The sequence below is a fragment of the Flavobacterium qiangtangense genome (assembly GCF_042658345.1).
In the GTDB taxonomy this organism is placed as follows: Bacteria; Bacteroidota; Bacteroidia; order Flavobacteriales; family Flavobacteriaceae; genus Flavobacterium; species Flavobacterium qiangtangense.
Map to the genome: position 1 here is coordinate 40,565 of NZ_JBHSQB010000004.1, position 16,282 is coordinate 56,846.

Below are 16,282 nucleotides of genomic sequence, written 5' to 3' on the forward strand. Positions count from 1 at the left end.
ATAGGCGTTGGAAAGCATTTTATCAAATACTCATTAAAAAACCGATAAGATTTTCTTTCTTATTTAGGCCCAATTTTTTGCGTAGCCGATAACGCGCAAGTTCAACGCCACCGTTTGAAATATTCATGATTTCGGCAATTTCTTTAGTTGACATATTCATCAGCAAATAAGTCGATAAATCGAGTTCTCGTGGCGATATCGTTGGATGTTTTTCCTTTAGTCTTTTCAAGAAATCAAAATGTACATTTTTAATGTGTTTTTCAAGATCTTTCCAGCTTTTATCGGCGTTTACTTCTTTAACGATGCTTTTATTGAGTTTAGAGAATTGCGTTTTTGTGGAATCGTCTAAAACGTCGCTATCAATATCTTTTAGCTTGTGAATAATTCCGTTTAAGATCTTATTTTTTTTCACGACTTGAAGAGAATTATTGACCAATTCCTTGTCTTTGGCCAAAATCTTAATCTTCAGCTTTTCATTATTTAAACGTTCAATTTCTTTTTCAAGTTCAAATTGCTCTTGCTTAATTTTCGCTTCTCTTTCCAGATAAAGTCGTCGGTGTTCTATGGTTTCATAATATTTATTTTTACGGATTTTCATTTTAATTCTTTGGCGAATTAAAAAAATGGCGAGTCCAATCAGGCACAAATAAAAAAAGTATGCTAAAAAATGTCGATAAAATGGGGGAGAAATACTGAATTTGAAAACTGCAGGATCAGATTCAATCCCAAAACTGTTTCTAACTTTCACTTTCATTTCATAATTTCCTTCTCGTAAATTCGTGTATTCTTTAATGGAAATGGTTGTCCAATTGCTCCAATTTTCATCAAAACCTTCTAATTTATAGGAAAACTGAACATTTTCTAAATTCTCATAAGAAGGAGATGAAAATTTGAAAGTCACGCTATTTGATTTGTAAGGAACCGAAATTTCCTTTTTCTCCGTAAGATTTCCAACATTTATTGTATCGCCAGGAAAGGAAAAACTTCTGACAAAAACCTTTGGCTTTGAAGCAATTGTTTGAAGCTTTGGATCATAATGTGCCAAACCTTCCGTAAGGCCAATAAACATATTTCGGTCGTTTATTGAATTTACGGATTCATAATTTTGGACCAAATTTCCGGTAAGATTTGAAAACGGAGAGCCAATATTTTTATATTCTCCGCTGTCCGTTTTCAATAAAATTCCGATGGATTCGCCAAAAGAATAGCAAATGTTTCCAGAATTATCTTCAAAACAGTAATTAATTATAGGAAGATTCTTAAAGCGAGAGCTCATATTTGTATCTTCAGTAAAAGAATCATTCTCGTTTGAATATTTAAAAAAGCGATTTTTGGTTTGAAAGTACAGCGTATTTTGTAATTTTTGAATGCTTCTAATTCCGTTTAAAGATTTATCTAAATTTTCATATGTTTTCACATAATTAAACTTCTTAAAGTCAGTGCTAAACCGCATTTGATAAACAAATTGGTCTTTTTTAAGCCAGACGCTTTTTGGCTCAACTTCAAAAGTGCTCGCAGATTTTGTGAAGCCTTCAATTTGGTTTTTATAATTCCACTCTGAACCCGATTTTTCAAAGATTGCAAAGCCATTGTAATTTGATCCAATCAAGTAATTTGGGTTATCCGGAATTTTTTTAAATCCCCAATATCCTTTTGTATCCAAGGTTTTTACAACTTTATTTCCAGAAATTTGAAAGGCGCCACGATTGTGGGAACAAATCAATATATCGTCAATTATTTGAAGATTCCAAGCTTGGCCCGTCGTTCCTTGTACCAATGTGAAAGAATCTTCCTTAAAAGGAATATCCCAACTATGGTAAAAAACTCCTTGATTTGTAGCAACATAGAGATTTCCGCCAAAGACCACCGAAGAATAAACAGTGCTCAAATCATAGCTAAAGCCAAAATAGGTAAACGGAGAATTTTCATTTACAAAGGCAATTCCGTTATCGAGACCTAACCATAAATTGTTGTCGCTATCGACATAAGATGCCAAAATTGTATTGTTTTGAAGTCCTTTTTTTCTGTTGATATGCTGAATAATTTGTCCTTTTTCGTTGCAAATTATCATACCATCTAAAACGGAATTGATCACTATAAAATCCGTTTTAATAATCGTCATTCCGAGAGAACTGTTTTTTTTAATAAATAGATTAGCTTCAGATTCCCAAGAATTTATCGAATTATTTTCAATAATAAATACTCCTTTATCTAATGTTGTTATCAAAATTTTTTTATTCGGCATTTCAACAATTCCCCAAATTTCGGTATTATTGAAAATTTGTGAATCTTTTAAAGCGGAAAGCTTCCCGTCAGAATACGTCAACAATCCCGAAGAAATATCTTGAATATAAAGCTTGCCATTGACTAGAAAGGAAAACTGAAATCGGTTGGGAGCTTCGACAATTTTAAGCTTTTTGTCTTTGTAGATATAAATATTTCCGAATGATTGGAAGATAATCTCGTCTTTTAAAATGTGTATTTTCCAAGTGAAATCTATTAGTTTCCGGTTGTTTTCATTAATAAGTTTTGAAATGGAAGTGTAAACAAATTTGCCTTTTTCATTTGGTTTAAAATAACCAAATTCGTTATAACCACCCACAAATATTTCCCCATTATTACCAATTTTTAAAGCACGGACTGATGAATTATTTGGCAAAACAAATTTGTTCCAAGAAGAACCGTCAAATTGCAGAAGTCCTACATTATTAGCAAAATAGATATTTCCATCTTTATCTTGCTCAATGCCCCAGTTTTGTGTGCCGCCGTCATAATCAGATTTTTTGAAATTCTTAATTTCTGGCAGACCGATATTTTTTATCTGTGAATTTGCAAATAAAAAGCACAGAAGTAGCACTGTCGTTGCAATTGGTTTATAATATTTTGTTATCAAAATGTATCGATTTTAGAACACGTCATTGGTTTCTATTGGGAAATTTGTTTCGAGATGTAAATGTAAGGTATGTTTTTTTAAGTTAACGTTTTCGTAACAATTTTAATTTGAAATTAAAATATTGATATTTAATTATATATGATTTATTTGATGTGTTTTTGTAAAGTTTAAAAAATATTTTTGATGTGTTTTTGTAAGGAATATATTTTGACAATACTAAAATTTAAAGTTTAATATTGTGCTGAATTAATAATTTAACAAGCAAAAAATTCAGAAATATGAAATTAAAAAAACTACTCTTTTTTTGTTTTTCATTACTACTTTCAATTGCTACAAATGCACAAGAAATAAGTATTAGAGGAACTATTGTCGACGAATCGGGACTGCCACTTCCGGGAGTTTCGGTTTTGGTGAAAGGTACTTCCAGTGGTGCGACATCTGATTTAGATGGAAATTATACTATTAGCGCATCGCCAAACTCCGTTTTGGTTTACAATTATGTTGGATACACAACTACCGAACAAACGATAAATAGTCGAACACAGATTAATGTTTCAATGAAAGTTGATACAAGAAATCTTGAAGAAGTTGTGGTCGTTGGTTATGGAACTCAAAAAAAGAGTGTTGTAACAGGAGCAATTTCAAGCGTAAAAGCAAAGGATATTGAAAACCTTCCAATTACAAGAATTGAGCAAGCGCTTCAGGGAAGAACATCAGGAGTTATGGTTACAGGAAACTCTGGTCAGCCGGGTTCTAGTTCAACAATCAGAGTTCGTGGAACCACTTCGTTTGGGAACAACGATCCACTTTGGGTAATTGATGGCGTTATTGTTGACGCTGGCGGTATTGGTTTTTTAAATCAATCTGACATTCAATCGATTGAGGTTTTAAAAGATGCAGCTTCGCAGGCTATTTATGGAACAAGAGCTGCAGCCGGTGTAATTTTAGTAACTACAAAAAAAGGACAAGAAGGTTCTTTAAAAGTAAATTACAATGGTTTTTCTGGTTTTTCAGCTCCGGCGAGAAAATTAGATCTTTTAAATGCGGAGCAATATGCAACGTTAAGAAACGAATCTTCTGTCGCTGCAGGTGGCAATATTTTGTTCAATGATCCAGCATCGCTTGGAAAAGGAACCGATTGGCAAGACGCGATTTTTAACAATCAAGCGCAACGCCAAGGTCACGAAATCAGTTTGAGTGGCGGTAGTTCAAAATCTACTTACTATGTATCTTTCGGGTTATTGGAACAAGAAGGTATTGTTGCTACAGAAATTTCAAAATATAAGAGAAAAAACATCAGGATTAACTCTAACCACAAAATTTCAGATTGGTTCACTTTTGGGCAAACTGTTGGATACTCAAACGAAAAAAACCAAGGTATAGGAAACACAAATAGTGAGTATGGCGGACCGTTGAGTTCTGCTTTAAACCTTGATCCAATCACGCCGTTGGTAATTACAGATCCTGCTGTGGCCGGTTCTCCTTTATACACCCAGCCAGGAATAATCAGGGATCAAAACGGAAATCCGTATGGAATTTCGCAAGATGTACAAAATGAAATTACCAATCCATTAGCTTATATCAAGACAAGACAAGGAAATTATGGATGGTCTGATAATTTCGTTGGAAATGCTTTTTTAGAAGTTCAACCGATTTCTGGATTGAAGTTCCGCACAACTCTTGGAGGAAAATTAGCATATTGGGGAAGTGATAGTTTTACGCCGGTGTATTATTTGAATTCATCAACAAAAACGATACAAAATAACATTAGTACTTCAAACAATAGAGGATTTGGTTGGAATATTGAAAACACGCTTTCTTATACAAAAAGCATTGAAAAACACAATTTTAATGTTTTGGCGGGACAAGGAAGTTATGTCGATAATATAGCCCAAGGAAGCAGTGTGACGTATTTCAATATTCCTTATTACAATTTTGATGACGCCGCTTTCCCAGGCTCACATCCGCAGGCTGACATCAATTCTTCCGCATACAGAGGCGTGCAACACAGAATTACGTCACTTTTTGGACGTGTAAATTATGATTTCAACGAAAAATATTTGTTTACAGGAATTATCAGACGCGACGGATCTTCAAGATTTGGTGGAAACAATAAGTACGGAATTTTCCCTTCAATGTCTGCAGGTTGGGTTGTGACTAACGAATCGTTTTGGAAAGAAAGCAAAACGCTAAATACCTTAAAAATTAGAGGTGGATACGGAACGGTTGGTAGTGATGCCATCCCTGATTTTGCATTTGTTTCAAGTGTTGGCCCGGGAAGAAATTATACTTACGGAAATTCTGCAACGAGCGTTGTGGGTTACAGTCCGAATCAACCTTCAAATCCAGATCTTCAATGGGAGGAAACAAGTCAGACCAACATTGGGTTTGAAGCAAGGTTATTTAACGATTTTACAATCACATTTGATTGGTATAAAAAAGTTACAGACAATTTATTGCGCCAGCAAAGAATTCCAGATTATCTGGGAACAATCAGCGATCCTTATGTAAACATCGGAAAGATGAACAATAGCGGTTTTGAAGTTGAATTAGGCTACAGCAAAAAAATCGGGCAGGTAAATTTTTCAGTTAGTGGAAACGCAACTTATTTGAAAAATGAAGTGAAAGAATTAGGATTGGTTAGCTTTCAAGACAGCGATGGTTTCCAAACTTTAGGCTCTATTTTAAGAATTCAGCCGGGCCACGCATTCAATGAATTTTATGGATATTCAACTGCCGGAATTTTTCAAAACCAAGCAGAAGTTGACGCTTATGTTGGTGAGTCTGGCACATTAATTCAGCCAAATGCAGCTCCCGGAGATTTCCGTTTTAAAGATTTGAATGGAGATGGAAAAATTGACGCAAATGACAGAAGTTATATCGGAAACCCAACGCCAGACTGGACGTATGGTCTTACTGTAAACATTGATTACAAAAACTTCAGCCTGTCTATTTTAGGTCAGGGTGTTGCCGGAAACCAAATTTTCCAAGGATTGAGAAGATTGGATCTTGCAAATGCAAATTACCAAACTGCCGCTTTAAACCGTTGGACGGGTGAAGGAACTTCAAACTCTTATCCAAGAATTGTGGAAAATGATCCAAACGGAAATTTCTCAAAATTCTCTGATTTCTACTTGCAAGACGGCGATTATTTTAGAATTAAAATGGTACAACTTGGATATACAATTCCAAAAGAAATTACTACAAAAGCGAAGATTCAAAACGTAAGATTGTATGTTACAGGTGAAAATCTTTTCACGTTTACAAAATATACAGGATACGATCCAGAAATTGGAGGAGGCGCTTTAAGCATTGACAGAGGCCAATATCCACAAGCCAGGAGCTTTATGTTTGGCGTTAATTTAGAATTTTAATAGTTAAAGATATTTATTATGAAATTGAAAGCAATTAAAAGAACAATGGTTTTATTCGCAGGAATTGCCGTAATGGCATCTTGCAGTGAAGAATTTTTAGATGTTGACGGAAACGGAATTTTCCTTGAAGACGAATATTATTCTAATGAAATTGAAGCGTTTGCAGGATTAACCGCGGTTTATGATGTCGTTGGATGGGAAACTTTTGTGGGAAGAATGGCAGGATTAAACGCCGCTTCAGATGATTTTTATGCCGGCGGCGGTTCTTCAACAGATACCAATGAACTTCAAGTTTGGTCAAATTATACGCTGAATCCAAATCAGGGACCGCAAGGAGAATTTTGGGCAAAAGCTTACTCAGGGGTTTTTAGAGCAAATATTTTGCTGACAAAATTGCCAAATGTGCCAATGAGCCAAGACAAAATTGATCGTTTTACAGCCGAAACTAGAACTTTAAGAGCTTATTTTTATTTTGATTTGGTTCGAATGTTCAAAAATATTCCGTTGATTACAGCACCGGTTGCGGCCGCAGATTATTACACAATTCCGCAAGTGGCGCCAGAATTGGTTTTTGAGCAAATTGAAGCTGATCTTTTGGCAGCAATTCCAGTGCTTCCTGCAACAGTTTCAACAAATACAGAAGGCGGACGAATGACTCAAGCAGGAGCCAGAGCGCTTTTAGGAAAAGTGTATTTGTGGCAAAACAAGTTTACAGAAGCGGCAGAACAATTGGCGATTGTAAACGGAACTCCGGGAACTACAACTCAATTTGGCAATAAACTTCTCGATAATTACGCAGATTTGTGGAACGTTGATAATAAATTTAATTCGGAATCAATCATTGAAATCGTTCATACCAAAGGTGGAAAATGGTCTGATTGGGGAAATGTTGCTGGTTCAGAAGGAAACATTTTAAATCAAATGGTGGGTCCAAGGAATTATGAAAGACTTGATACAATTGCTGCTGAAGATTTTGTACCAGGATATGGGTTTAATCCGATGACAGAAGATTTATTCAATACTTTCACAGATTCAGACACTCGAAAAGACGCAACTATTTTAAACTTAAAGCAATTGGTTCTTGACGGAAATGCTGATTACGAGCCAGGATATATGGACACTGGTTATTTTCTGAAAAAATTTGCAGGAAGAGAAAGAAACAGAAATGTTGGCGCGGGCGCATTTGAATTAAATTGGAATCAAAATACATACGAAATCAGATTGGCAGATACTTATTTGATGGAAGCCGAAGCAATTGTAAGAGGTGGCGGCGACATAGCACGTGCACAAGCATTGCTTGACGCAGTAAGAACACGAGCAAATATGCCTTCGATTCCTGCAAACGAAGAAAATATTTTTAGAGAAAGACGATTAGAATTGGCAGGAGAAGGTCATCGCTGGTATGATTTGGTAAGAACTGGTCGAGCAGCCACTGTTTTAAGTTCAAGAGGATTTGTGGCTGGAAAGCATGAAATACTTCCGATTCCACTGTTAGAACTGAGCAATACAATCATTGTACAAAATCCAAATTATTAATTTTTAAAGCAATAATTCATGAAATCAACTATAAAAAAATGGTGTTCTTTATTTTTTGTAGCTTCTGTTTTTGCAGGATTTACAGCTTGTACGCCAGATGAAACTGATCTCGGAAACGGTCTTTCTGACTCAAATGTAGATGCAACTTTCACGGTTTCTCAAGATCCAACATCTCCAAATAAATTTAATTTACAAGGAAAAACAACAAATATTATCCAATCAAAATGGATCATTGACGGAGTTCCAAATCAAGGCCAAATTGGCGTTGTAAAAAACATTTTTCTTCCAGACGCAGGAACTTATACAGTCACGCATTCCGCAATTGGAAGAGGCGGTGTTGCCAATAATTCTACGCAAGAAATCATTGTAGAAACATCTGATCCGGTGGCCGGAAATATTCTTATCGACGGAAAATTTCCTGATGGGCAAGGTGCTTGGCAAGTTTTAAACATTAGCGGAACGGCGACAAACTGGGCGTTTGCTCAAGGAAGCGCGACCGTTACAGGAAGCTCAAATGCGCAACAAGCGATTTATCAAGCCGTGGAAGTGCAGGCAAATCGCCAGTATAAATTGGATATGGTTGTTCAAGGTTCTGGCGCAACTGACACTTGGTTTGAAGTTTTAGCTTCGGATGTGGCGCCCGTTCAAAATCAAGATTACAGCGCTGGCGGAACAAGAATTGGATTAAGTACTTGGAACGGTTGCGGAAATACTGCTTTTAACGGAAAACTTTCTGAAATAGGTTGCACTGGTTCAGGCGCAATAATTTCATTTCCAACTACCGGAATTATTTATATCGTAATAAAATCTGGTGGCGCAAACTTGGGAACAACAGGAATCAAGGTTTCAGCCGTAGAACTTCGAGGAATTGCAGAATAAATATAATTTGTTAAAGTTGAGTTAGTAAAAGTAGCCTGTTTTTGTTGAAATTATAGGCTATTTTCTATTCTCAATTACAATGATTTTAAAGCCAAAACTATGTCTTCGGACATGCATAATTTAATATATAATGAAAAAATACACAATTACAACTTTGGTGTTGATGTTCGCATTGACATCTTTTGCACAACAATCGAAAACAGAAAATTTCAAAGCGCAAGGCAAAAAAATTACAGTCTTCACTACCGCCGAAAATACTGATTTGAGATTAAAGCAGACAGATAATTTAGAATTCAAATCTTCAAAACAACCTCTTGAAACAGAAGCTTCGGTTTTTGTAAATCCAAATAATACCTTTCAAACTTTCATGGGAATTGGTGGCGCGATCACCGATGCAAGTGCCGAAGTTTTTGCTAAACTTTCTAAAGAAAAACAGAAAGAATTTGTCAACGCTTATTATGATAAAGACAAAGGTATCGGCTATTCTTTGATCAGAACGACCATTCACAGCTCTGATTTTAGTAGCGGAAGTTATACTTATATCAAAGAAAACGACAAAGATTTAAAATCATTCAACATTGATCACGATAAGAAATTTAGAATTCCGTTGATAAAGGAAGCTTTAAAAACTGCGGGAAAAATTCCGTTGTATGCAAGTCCGTGGAGTCCGCCAGCGTTTATGAAAGACACTAAAAATATGCTAAAGGGCGGAAAATTATTGCCAGAATATTACCAATCTTGGGCAAATTACTACACAAAATTCATCAATGCTTATGAAAAAGAAGGTATGCCAATTTGGGGAATCACAGTTCAAAACGAACCAATGGCTGTTCAAAAATGGGAATCTTGCATTTTTACCGCGGAAGATGAAAGAGATTTTGTAAAAAACTTTCTTGGTCCAACTATGGAAAAAAACGGACTTTTAGATAAAAAAATAGTTGTTTGGGATCACAATCGCGATTTGATGGCGCAACGAGCAAATGTAATTTATTCTGATAAAGAAGCGTCAAAATATGTTTGGGGAATGGGTTTCCATTGGTATGAAACTTGGAACGGTGGCAAACCAATGTTTGATAATGTGAGACAAGTTTATGAAGCGTATCCTGATAAAAATCTAATGTTTACTGAAGGTTGCGTCGAAGTTTTTGATGCCAAAAAATATCAATTTTGGGCAAATGGCGAAAGATATGGCCTTAACATGATAAACGATTTCAATAACGGAACCGTAGCTTGGACGGATTGGAATATTCTTTTAGACCAAAATGGAGGTCCGAATCACGTTGGAAATTTCTGTTTTGCACCGTTGCACGCTGATACAACAACCGGAAATTTAATTTACACACCGTCATTTTATTACATCGGACACTTTTCTAAATTTATCCGTCCTGAAGCTAAACGTGTGAGTACAGCCGTGAGCCGAAGCCAATTGGCAAGCACATCGTTTTATAATAAAGACGGAAAAATGGTGACAGTTGTGATGAACCAAAGCGATGACGCAATCAGATATAATTTGATCATTGACGAGTCAAAAGCCGAAGTAAATATTCCGGCGCATGCCATTCAAACGCTAGTTTATTAATATGAAAAAAGTAATAACATCACTTTTTGCAATCTGTTCAATTTCAATGTTTGGTCAAGATTTTTTACATCAAGACGGACAAAAAATTGTTGACGGTTCAGGAAATAATATAATTCTAAGAGGTTTGGGCGTTGGTGGCTGGATGGTTCAAGAAGGTTACATGTTGAAAACTGACGGTTTTGCTGGAACTCAATTTACGATAAAGAACAAAATCGAGGAATTAATTGGCAAAAAAGATACCGAAGAATTTTACAAAGCCTATTTAAAAAACGGAATCACAAAAAGAGATATTGATTCGTTGAAAGCTTGGGGATTTAATTCGGTAAGGCTTCCGATGCATTATAATTTGTACACGCTTCCCATCGAAAAAGAGTCAGTTTCTGGAGAAAATACTTGGCTAGACGAAGGTTTTAAAATGACAGATGATCTTTTAAAATGGTGCGAGGCAAACGAAATGTACCTTATTTTAGATCTTCATGCCGCGCCCGGAGGCCAAGGAATGGACGCCAATATTTCTGATTATGACACCACAAAACCATCGCTTTGGGAAAGTGAAGCGAACAAGAAAAAGATGGTTGCTTTTTGGGTAAAATTAGCCAAAAGATACAAAGACAAAAAGTGGATTGGCGGTTATGATATCATCAACGAACCGAATTGGAATTTCTCCGGAACCAATAAAAACGGCTGTGATGAAAAATTAAATGCACCGTTAAGAGCATTGCAATTAGAAATTACAAAGGCGATCAGAACCGTAGATAAAAACCATTTGGTAATTATTGAAGGAAATTGTTGGGGAAATAATTATAACGGAATTTTCCCGCTTTGGGACAAAAATATGGCACTTAGTTTTCACAAATATTGGAATTATAACGACCAGGCTTCCATTCAAGATATTGTGAATTTGCGAGAAGAACACAACGTTCCAATTTGGATGGGCGAAGGTGGCGAAAACTCTAACGTTTGGTTCAAAGAATCGATTTCACTTTTAGAAAAAAATAATATCGGATGGGCTTTTTGGCCGATGAAAAAAGTGGAAAATATTGCAGGAGTGACTTCTGTAACCATGAATTCAGAATATCAGAAACTTTTGGAATATTGGAAAAATGGAGGCGAAAAACCAACTCCTGCTTTCGCAAAAAAAGCGTTGATGCAATTGGCTGAAAATTATAAAATAGAGAATGTTACGGTAAAGCCAGACGTGATTGACGCAATGTTCAGGCAAGTACAAACCGATGAAACAAAACCGTATAAAAATAACATTCTTCCGGGAATAATTCACGCCGTTCACTATGATTTGGGTACAAACGGATTTGCCTATAAAGACAATGACGTTGTTAATTACAAAACCGTTACCGGAAAATTTGACGCATGGAACAAAGGCGACAAGATGCGAAATGACGGCGTTGATATTGAAAAATGCAGTGATAAACAAAGCATAGGATTTTCTATAGGGTTTATCGAAACAGGCGAGTGGTTGCAATATACAGTAAATACAAATTCTACAAATTTTAATGTTGATATTCGTTATTCAAATGCTGGTGAAACAGGAAAAATGACGATTGAAGATGAAACAGGAAATGTTTTGGGCACAATCGAACTTCCAAAAACTGGAGGAAAAGACATTTGGAAAACAATAACAGCAAAAAATATTGTTTTGAAAAAAGGAACCAACAAACTAAGAATGAAATTCGAAAAAGGCGGTTTCAATCTAAATTATTTCGAGTTCAAAAAAGCAAAATAAAAAACAAGAATCTTAAAGTTAAAGTTAGTTTTTATATTTTTTATTCTTTGTGAAAAGGCTCCGTTAGAAATAACGGAGTTTTTATTTTTAGGGTATTCTTCAGAAGAATAGTTGCTAGTTAGATTTTGTTTGCTTTTTCTTAAAAGTCAGATAAATTGTTCCGATGCTTAAAAGTCAGATAAATTGTTCCGATGAATGTAATAAGATAAATTACTCCTAATGCCGGATTTGCAAATGAATAAGTTTTGAAGTCAATTTCTCTAAATAGCGCCATTCCGACGGGAAAAGAAATTAATGCAAAGAAAAGGTTAAAGCCAATTTTGTTTTTCATAAGTTGGAAAAAAAAATGTGAAAATTTAAGTTTGGAGCTAATTTACAATAAAAATAGCGGGAGTAAGTGATAATGAATTACACCCGCTATTTTGCTTCATGCAATTTATTTGCTGACCGCTTGTCTAACGTCATTTAAAAGTTGCACATTTTGTGCTTTTTCATTTTTCAGGAAGAGTGATTTTGCAATTGATACTACGATCATTCCTGGAATTATTGCAATAAGTCCTCCCAAACCACCAGCTATCTTTTTTCCAGGGAGAAATTCAAGTGGCGCCATATCGTTGTAAGCCAGATAAGCCCCGACTGCAACAAATATTAATAGTATGCCATAAGTTATCTGAGACCCCATTTTTGAAGATTCATCGACTTCCAATGTTAAAACTTCGGGTTGCGATTGTTCCCATTTAAATCCAACTTCGGCTCCAATTTTATTGCCTTTTCTAACTTTGATTTCGTGCGACCAATCTTTGTCGAAAATGCCAAATTCGTTCGCAGTTACATCGTATTCGTGTCCAAATTGATTTTTTAATTTCGCCAAGACATCGTTGGCTGTAGTTTTTAGCGACGTTTCCTTGTCACCATTATTATCTAATTTATAAATAATTTTCTCTGAATTCATATTATAACTTTTAGGGGTTAGGTCTTATTAAATTAATTTTCAAATAGAAATATAATATTTCTTTCTGACTTTTTATTTTACTTTTTTGAGCAGTTTCGCATAAATTGCAGCTTCAACTTTATCTTTAGAAATGGTTTTTGAAAACTCGAATAGACCATATACCATTTCTCCAAATTTAATTTCACTCGGCAGATCATCGTTAATATCGATAAAAGTTCGCGACGTATAAGTTTCAGGAACCTGAAATGGACGACCTCCATCGAATAGCATTTCAATTTTCAGCCTTTCCTGTTTGGTGCCAGCAGCACTGGCCATATGATTAGCAAGGGAATTTCCTTCATAAAGCGCATTAAGGTTGACAATTACATATATTTTATCTGTTGCAATATCAAGGCGGTACAATTGATAGCTCGAAACTTTTGGATCGTCAAGAATTACTTTAAAATCGGTTGACTTAAACAGGCTTTTATCTTGATTCCAAATGCTTATTTTGTAATTTCCGGCAGGCACTTTTTCAATAATTTCTTGATTTGGCTTAATATCGCGGTTGATTGTGTAAGTGGCAGCTAGTTTTCCAGTTTTTTCTATTTTTTCAAAAGTAACGGAGCGCGTCACGTCAGAAGTATTCAGAAATGCAATTGATTGCGTGGGGCCATCATGCCGATTTGCCAAGAAAACGCCTGCAATTCCCAATAAAGCCAAAAATAAAATTAGAAGACAACCAACTTTAAAGAATTTATTCATACGAGATTATGGTTTCAGTTTACAAATTAATTACGAAGTCACTTGAAAAAACAAGACCTATTTTAAGCACTCGCAACTTCTTTCTCTTTCTGTTCCAATACCTTCTCCCATAAGATAAACTTCAGATTGATAAGCATTACCGTCATAATCTTGATTAAAATTATATACATCGTAATAGCATTTTCCATTTTTTGTGTATCCGATATAAGCTTCAACATATCTTCTCAAGATGATACCAAATTCATTTCTTTGGATGTTCCATTTCTTTGAAGTAATCCTTACTTTTTTAGCTTCTGCTTTAAATCCTTTTGCTTTGAAAGCTTTTAAAATTTTAGCGTCTAAAGCTTTGTCGGTCATTTGTGCTGTTGGCAAACAAACCTCTGGGTCATTTAGGTCTATTTTTTGATTTTTCACGATCATCTCAATTTCACCAGACGCTACGGGCTTAAATTCTACATCGGTGGCCGTTCCAAAGTTGAAGTACGGTACGTACTCAATTTTTAGCATGTGCTTTCCAGGTGTCAAGAGTTCTATCCTAGTTTTTAAGTCCTTGTAAAGCGTTTTTCCAAAATCGAGGTCGCTTTGATCATCGTTCAAAGTTCCTCTTTGTGACAGGTCAGAATGTGTTTCCTTATCGCCAAAGCTGATTGCGTAGCTTGTATTGGTGATTCTGTTACCATCAAGGTACAAGACGGCTAGGTATTTTGGAAACCAAGTTCCATTATTGTTCAGGTCTTTCGCTTTAGATCCTTTGTCAATCATTTGCAACAACATGCTGTTTAAAATGGAGTGCGAAAAAAAAGCTCTAAATGAAAGCTTATCTCCAAAAGTGTAGCTGTTTATATAGCTTGATTCTGGTATTTCTCTTGTGGTTACTGCATTAGAAAACAAAACTTTCCCAGCATATTTTTGCTGAAGATTAGCGAATTCGCCAGTAAGTTTCTCTTCTTCAAATAATTTGAGTTTTGCTTTTTGTTTTTCAATATCTTGCGCTTGGCAAACAGTTAAAGAAAGTCCTAAAATAAGTAATAATAAACGTGCCGATCTCATAAATTAATAGTTTTGGTGTTTGTTGATTTGTTAAAAATTTCCCAAATATAGAAAAAATATTGTAAGATTTTTACTGGTTTAAAATTATTTTTAAAATTCAAAACAAACCAAAATTGAGAGCGAAGCAATCGGAGTAAAAATTTCTGCAAATGTAAAAAAGATACATTTCGGAATTAGTTCGCAATGCTTGTAATAAAATGAAGCTTCAAGATCATTTCTGCTGGAATAGCTGAGCCTGCCAAATAATATAAAATCTCAAAGTAAAGTTATAAGGAATTAAGATAAACTAATAGTAATTTAGAAATACAGCCAGATTGTTGTTAATCAGAGTTGTATCCAAAATTATAAAGTTTAGTTTATGAAAAAATTACTACCAAAGGTATGCGTCTTGCTTCTCCTTTTCGGAACTTGGGCAAATGCACAGAAAGGAATTCCCAGAAAGGAAAACACTGAAAAGACTACAATTACCAATTATCCAACGCAGTTGGAATACAGTTCTGAACTGGCATCCGGATTAAAAGTTCCCAAAGGTTGGAAAGTAGAAACTGCAGCGAAAGGATTGGGCAAACCACGAATGCTTTATGCCGGAAGCAACGGACAGCTTTATGTAACCAGACGCGATGCCGGAGATGTTTTGCTCTTAAAAGATAATAACGGCGACGGATTGTTTGATGACATGGTAAGAGTAGCTGATTTTCCTGGAGTTCACGGCATAACTTCAAAGGACGGCAAGATGTACCTGTGCAACAATAATAAGGTACTTCGCTACACTATAAACACCGACGGAACGCTAGCAAAAGTAGCAGATACGTTGATAAAAGACCTTCCCAGCGGAGGGCAACACCCCAATCGCACGATGGATTTTGGCCCTGACGGAAAACTCTACATTTCCGTGGGAAGCGTGTGCAATGATTGCAAGGAGAGCGATAAAGAAACGGCAACCATGCTTCAGGTGGATCCTCAAACTTGGGAACGAAAAGTATATGCGTCTGGCTTGCGAAATACCATCGGATTCGACTGGCATCCAAAGACAAAAGAAATGTGGGGCGTTGACAACGGTGGCGACGCAAAAGGCGACGAATGGCCTCCAGAAGAGCTGAATAAAATTAGTATGGGAGGCAATTATGGATTTCCTTTTGCTTACGGAAAACGAGTTGTTGACGAAAGCCGTGAAGATCCAGTCGGAAACACTAAGGAAGGCTGGGCGAAAGATACACAACCTGCAATTATGGAATTTGCAGCACACAGCGCGCCGATTGCGTTTACATTTTTTGAAAACGGTCCGATGAAAGGCGATGCGCTGGTCTGCTGGCACGGATCATGGAACAGACTGAAGCCGTCTGGCTATAAAGTGGAACGAATTAAGTTTGACTCGAAAGGAAATCCTGATGGCTCTGAGGATTTTTTAAGCGGATTTCTAATCGGAAATGAACGCTTCGGAAGACCCGCTGGCGTTGCTATTACTTCAAAAGGCCACGTTTATATATCTGATGATGCCAACGGAATTATCTACTTAATCAAACAAATCTGATAC

Annotated in this window: 11 protein-coding genes; 6 read left to right on the forward strand and 5 right to left on the reverse strand. The window is 35.9% G+C overall.

Annotated elements, in window-relative coordinates; all coding sequences use genetic code 11:
* Positions 1–22: 22 nt before the first annotated feature.
* Complete coding sequence (locus ACFPVY_RS03265; protein WP_379790309.1) at positions 23–2,893, reverse strand: helix-turn-helix and ligand-binding sensor domain-containing protein; 2,871 nt, start codon at positions 2,891–2,893, stop codon at positions 23–25.
* Positions 2,894–3,171: 278 nt separating this feature from the next.
* On the opposite strand from ACFPVY_RS03265, the gene ACFPVY_RS03270 reads away from it, so the two are divergent.
* The 5 genes from ACFPVY_RS03270 to ACFPVY_RS03290 all read left to right on the forward strand — a co-directional run bounded on the left by ACFPVY_RS03270 (position 3,172) and on the right by ACFPVY_RS03290 (position 12,002).
* Positions 3,172–6,267 carry a SusC/RagA family TonB-linked outer membrane protein gene (locus ACFPVY_RS03270; RefSeq protein WP_379790310.1) on the forward strand — a complete coding sequence of 1,032 codons (3,096 nt, stop codon included), beginning with the start codon at positions 3,172–3,174 and terminating at the stop codon, positions 6,265–6,267.
* Between the two features lie 18 nt (positions 6,268–6,285).
* Positions 6,286–7,803 (forward strand): RagB/SusD family nutrient uptake outer membrane protein, encoded by a 1,518-nt coding sequence (locus ACFPVY_RS03275; RefSeq protein WP_379790311.1) that lies wholly within the window; start codon positions 6,286–6,288, stop codon positions 7,801–7,803.
* 18 nt (positions 7,804–7,821) lie between these two features.
* A complete protein-coding gene (locus ACFPVY_RS03280) occupies positions 7,822–8,682 on the forward strand; it encodes a hypothetical protein (protein WP_379790312.1) in 861 nt (286 codons plus the stop codon).
* Positions 8,683–8,812: 130 nt separating this feature from the next.
* On the forward strand, positions 8,813–10,261 hold the full coding sequence (locus ACFPVY_RS03285; protein ID WP_379790313.1) for a glycoside hydrolase family 30 protein: 1,449 nt from the start codon (positions 8,813–8,815) through the stop codon (positions 10,259–10,261).
* 1 nt (position 10,262) lies between these two features.
* Positions 10,263–12,002 carry a cellulase family glycosylhydrolase gene (locus ACFPVY_RS03290; protein WP_379790314.1) on the forward strand — a complete coding sequence of 580 codons (1,740 nt, stop codon included), beginning with the start codon at positions 10,263–10,265 and terminating at the stop codon, positions 12,000–12,002.
* A gap of 139 nt (positions 12,003–12,141) precedes the next feature.
* Here the strand turns inward: ACFPVY_RS03290 and ACFPVY_RS03295 are convergent, their stop codons facing one another.
* The 4 genes from ACFPVY_RS03295 to ACFPVY_RS03310 form a co-directional block, all read right to left on the reverse strand.
* Complete coding sequence (locus ACFPVY_RS03295; RefSeq protein ID WP_379790315.1) at positions 12,142–12,333, reverse strand: hypothetical protein; 192 nt, start codon at positions 12,331–12,333, stop codon at positions 12,142–12,144.
* A gap of 105 nt (positions 12,334–12,438) precedes the next feature.
* Complete coding sequence (locus ACFPVY_RS03300) at positions 12,439–12,954, reverse strand: hypothetical protein (protein ID WP_379790316.1); 516 nt, start codon at positions 12,952–12,954, stop codon at positions 12,439–12,441.
* A gap of 72 nt (positions 12,955–13,026) precedes the next feature.
* Positions 13,027–13,698 carry a hypothetical protein gene (locus tag ACFPVY_RS03305; protein WP_379790317.1) on the reverse strand — a complete coding sequence of 224 codons (672 nt, stop codon included), beginning with the start codon at positions 13,696–13,698 and terminating at the stop codon, positions 13,027–13,029.
* A 57-nt stretch (positions 13,699–13,755) separates the two neighbouring features.
* A complete protein-coding gene (locus ACFPVY_RS03310) occupies positions 13,756–14,748 on the reverse strand; it encodes a hypothetical protein (protein ID WP_379790318.1) in 993 nt (330 codons plus the stop codon).
* Positions 14,749–15,106: 358 nt separating this feature from the next.
* Here ACFPVY_RS03310 and ACFPVY_RS03315 point away from each other — a divergent pair, with 358 nt between their 5' ends.
* The gene (locus tag ACFPVY_RS03315; protein WP_379790319.1) at positions 15,107–16,279 is read left to right on the forward strand and encodes a PQQ-dependent sugar dehydrogenase; all 1,173 of its coding nucleotides are present in this window, start codon (positions 15,107–15,109) and stop codon (positions 16,277–16,279) included.
* The last annotated feature ends 3 nt before the right edge of the window (positions 16,280–16,282 follow it).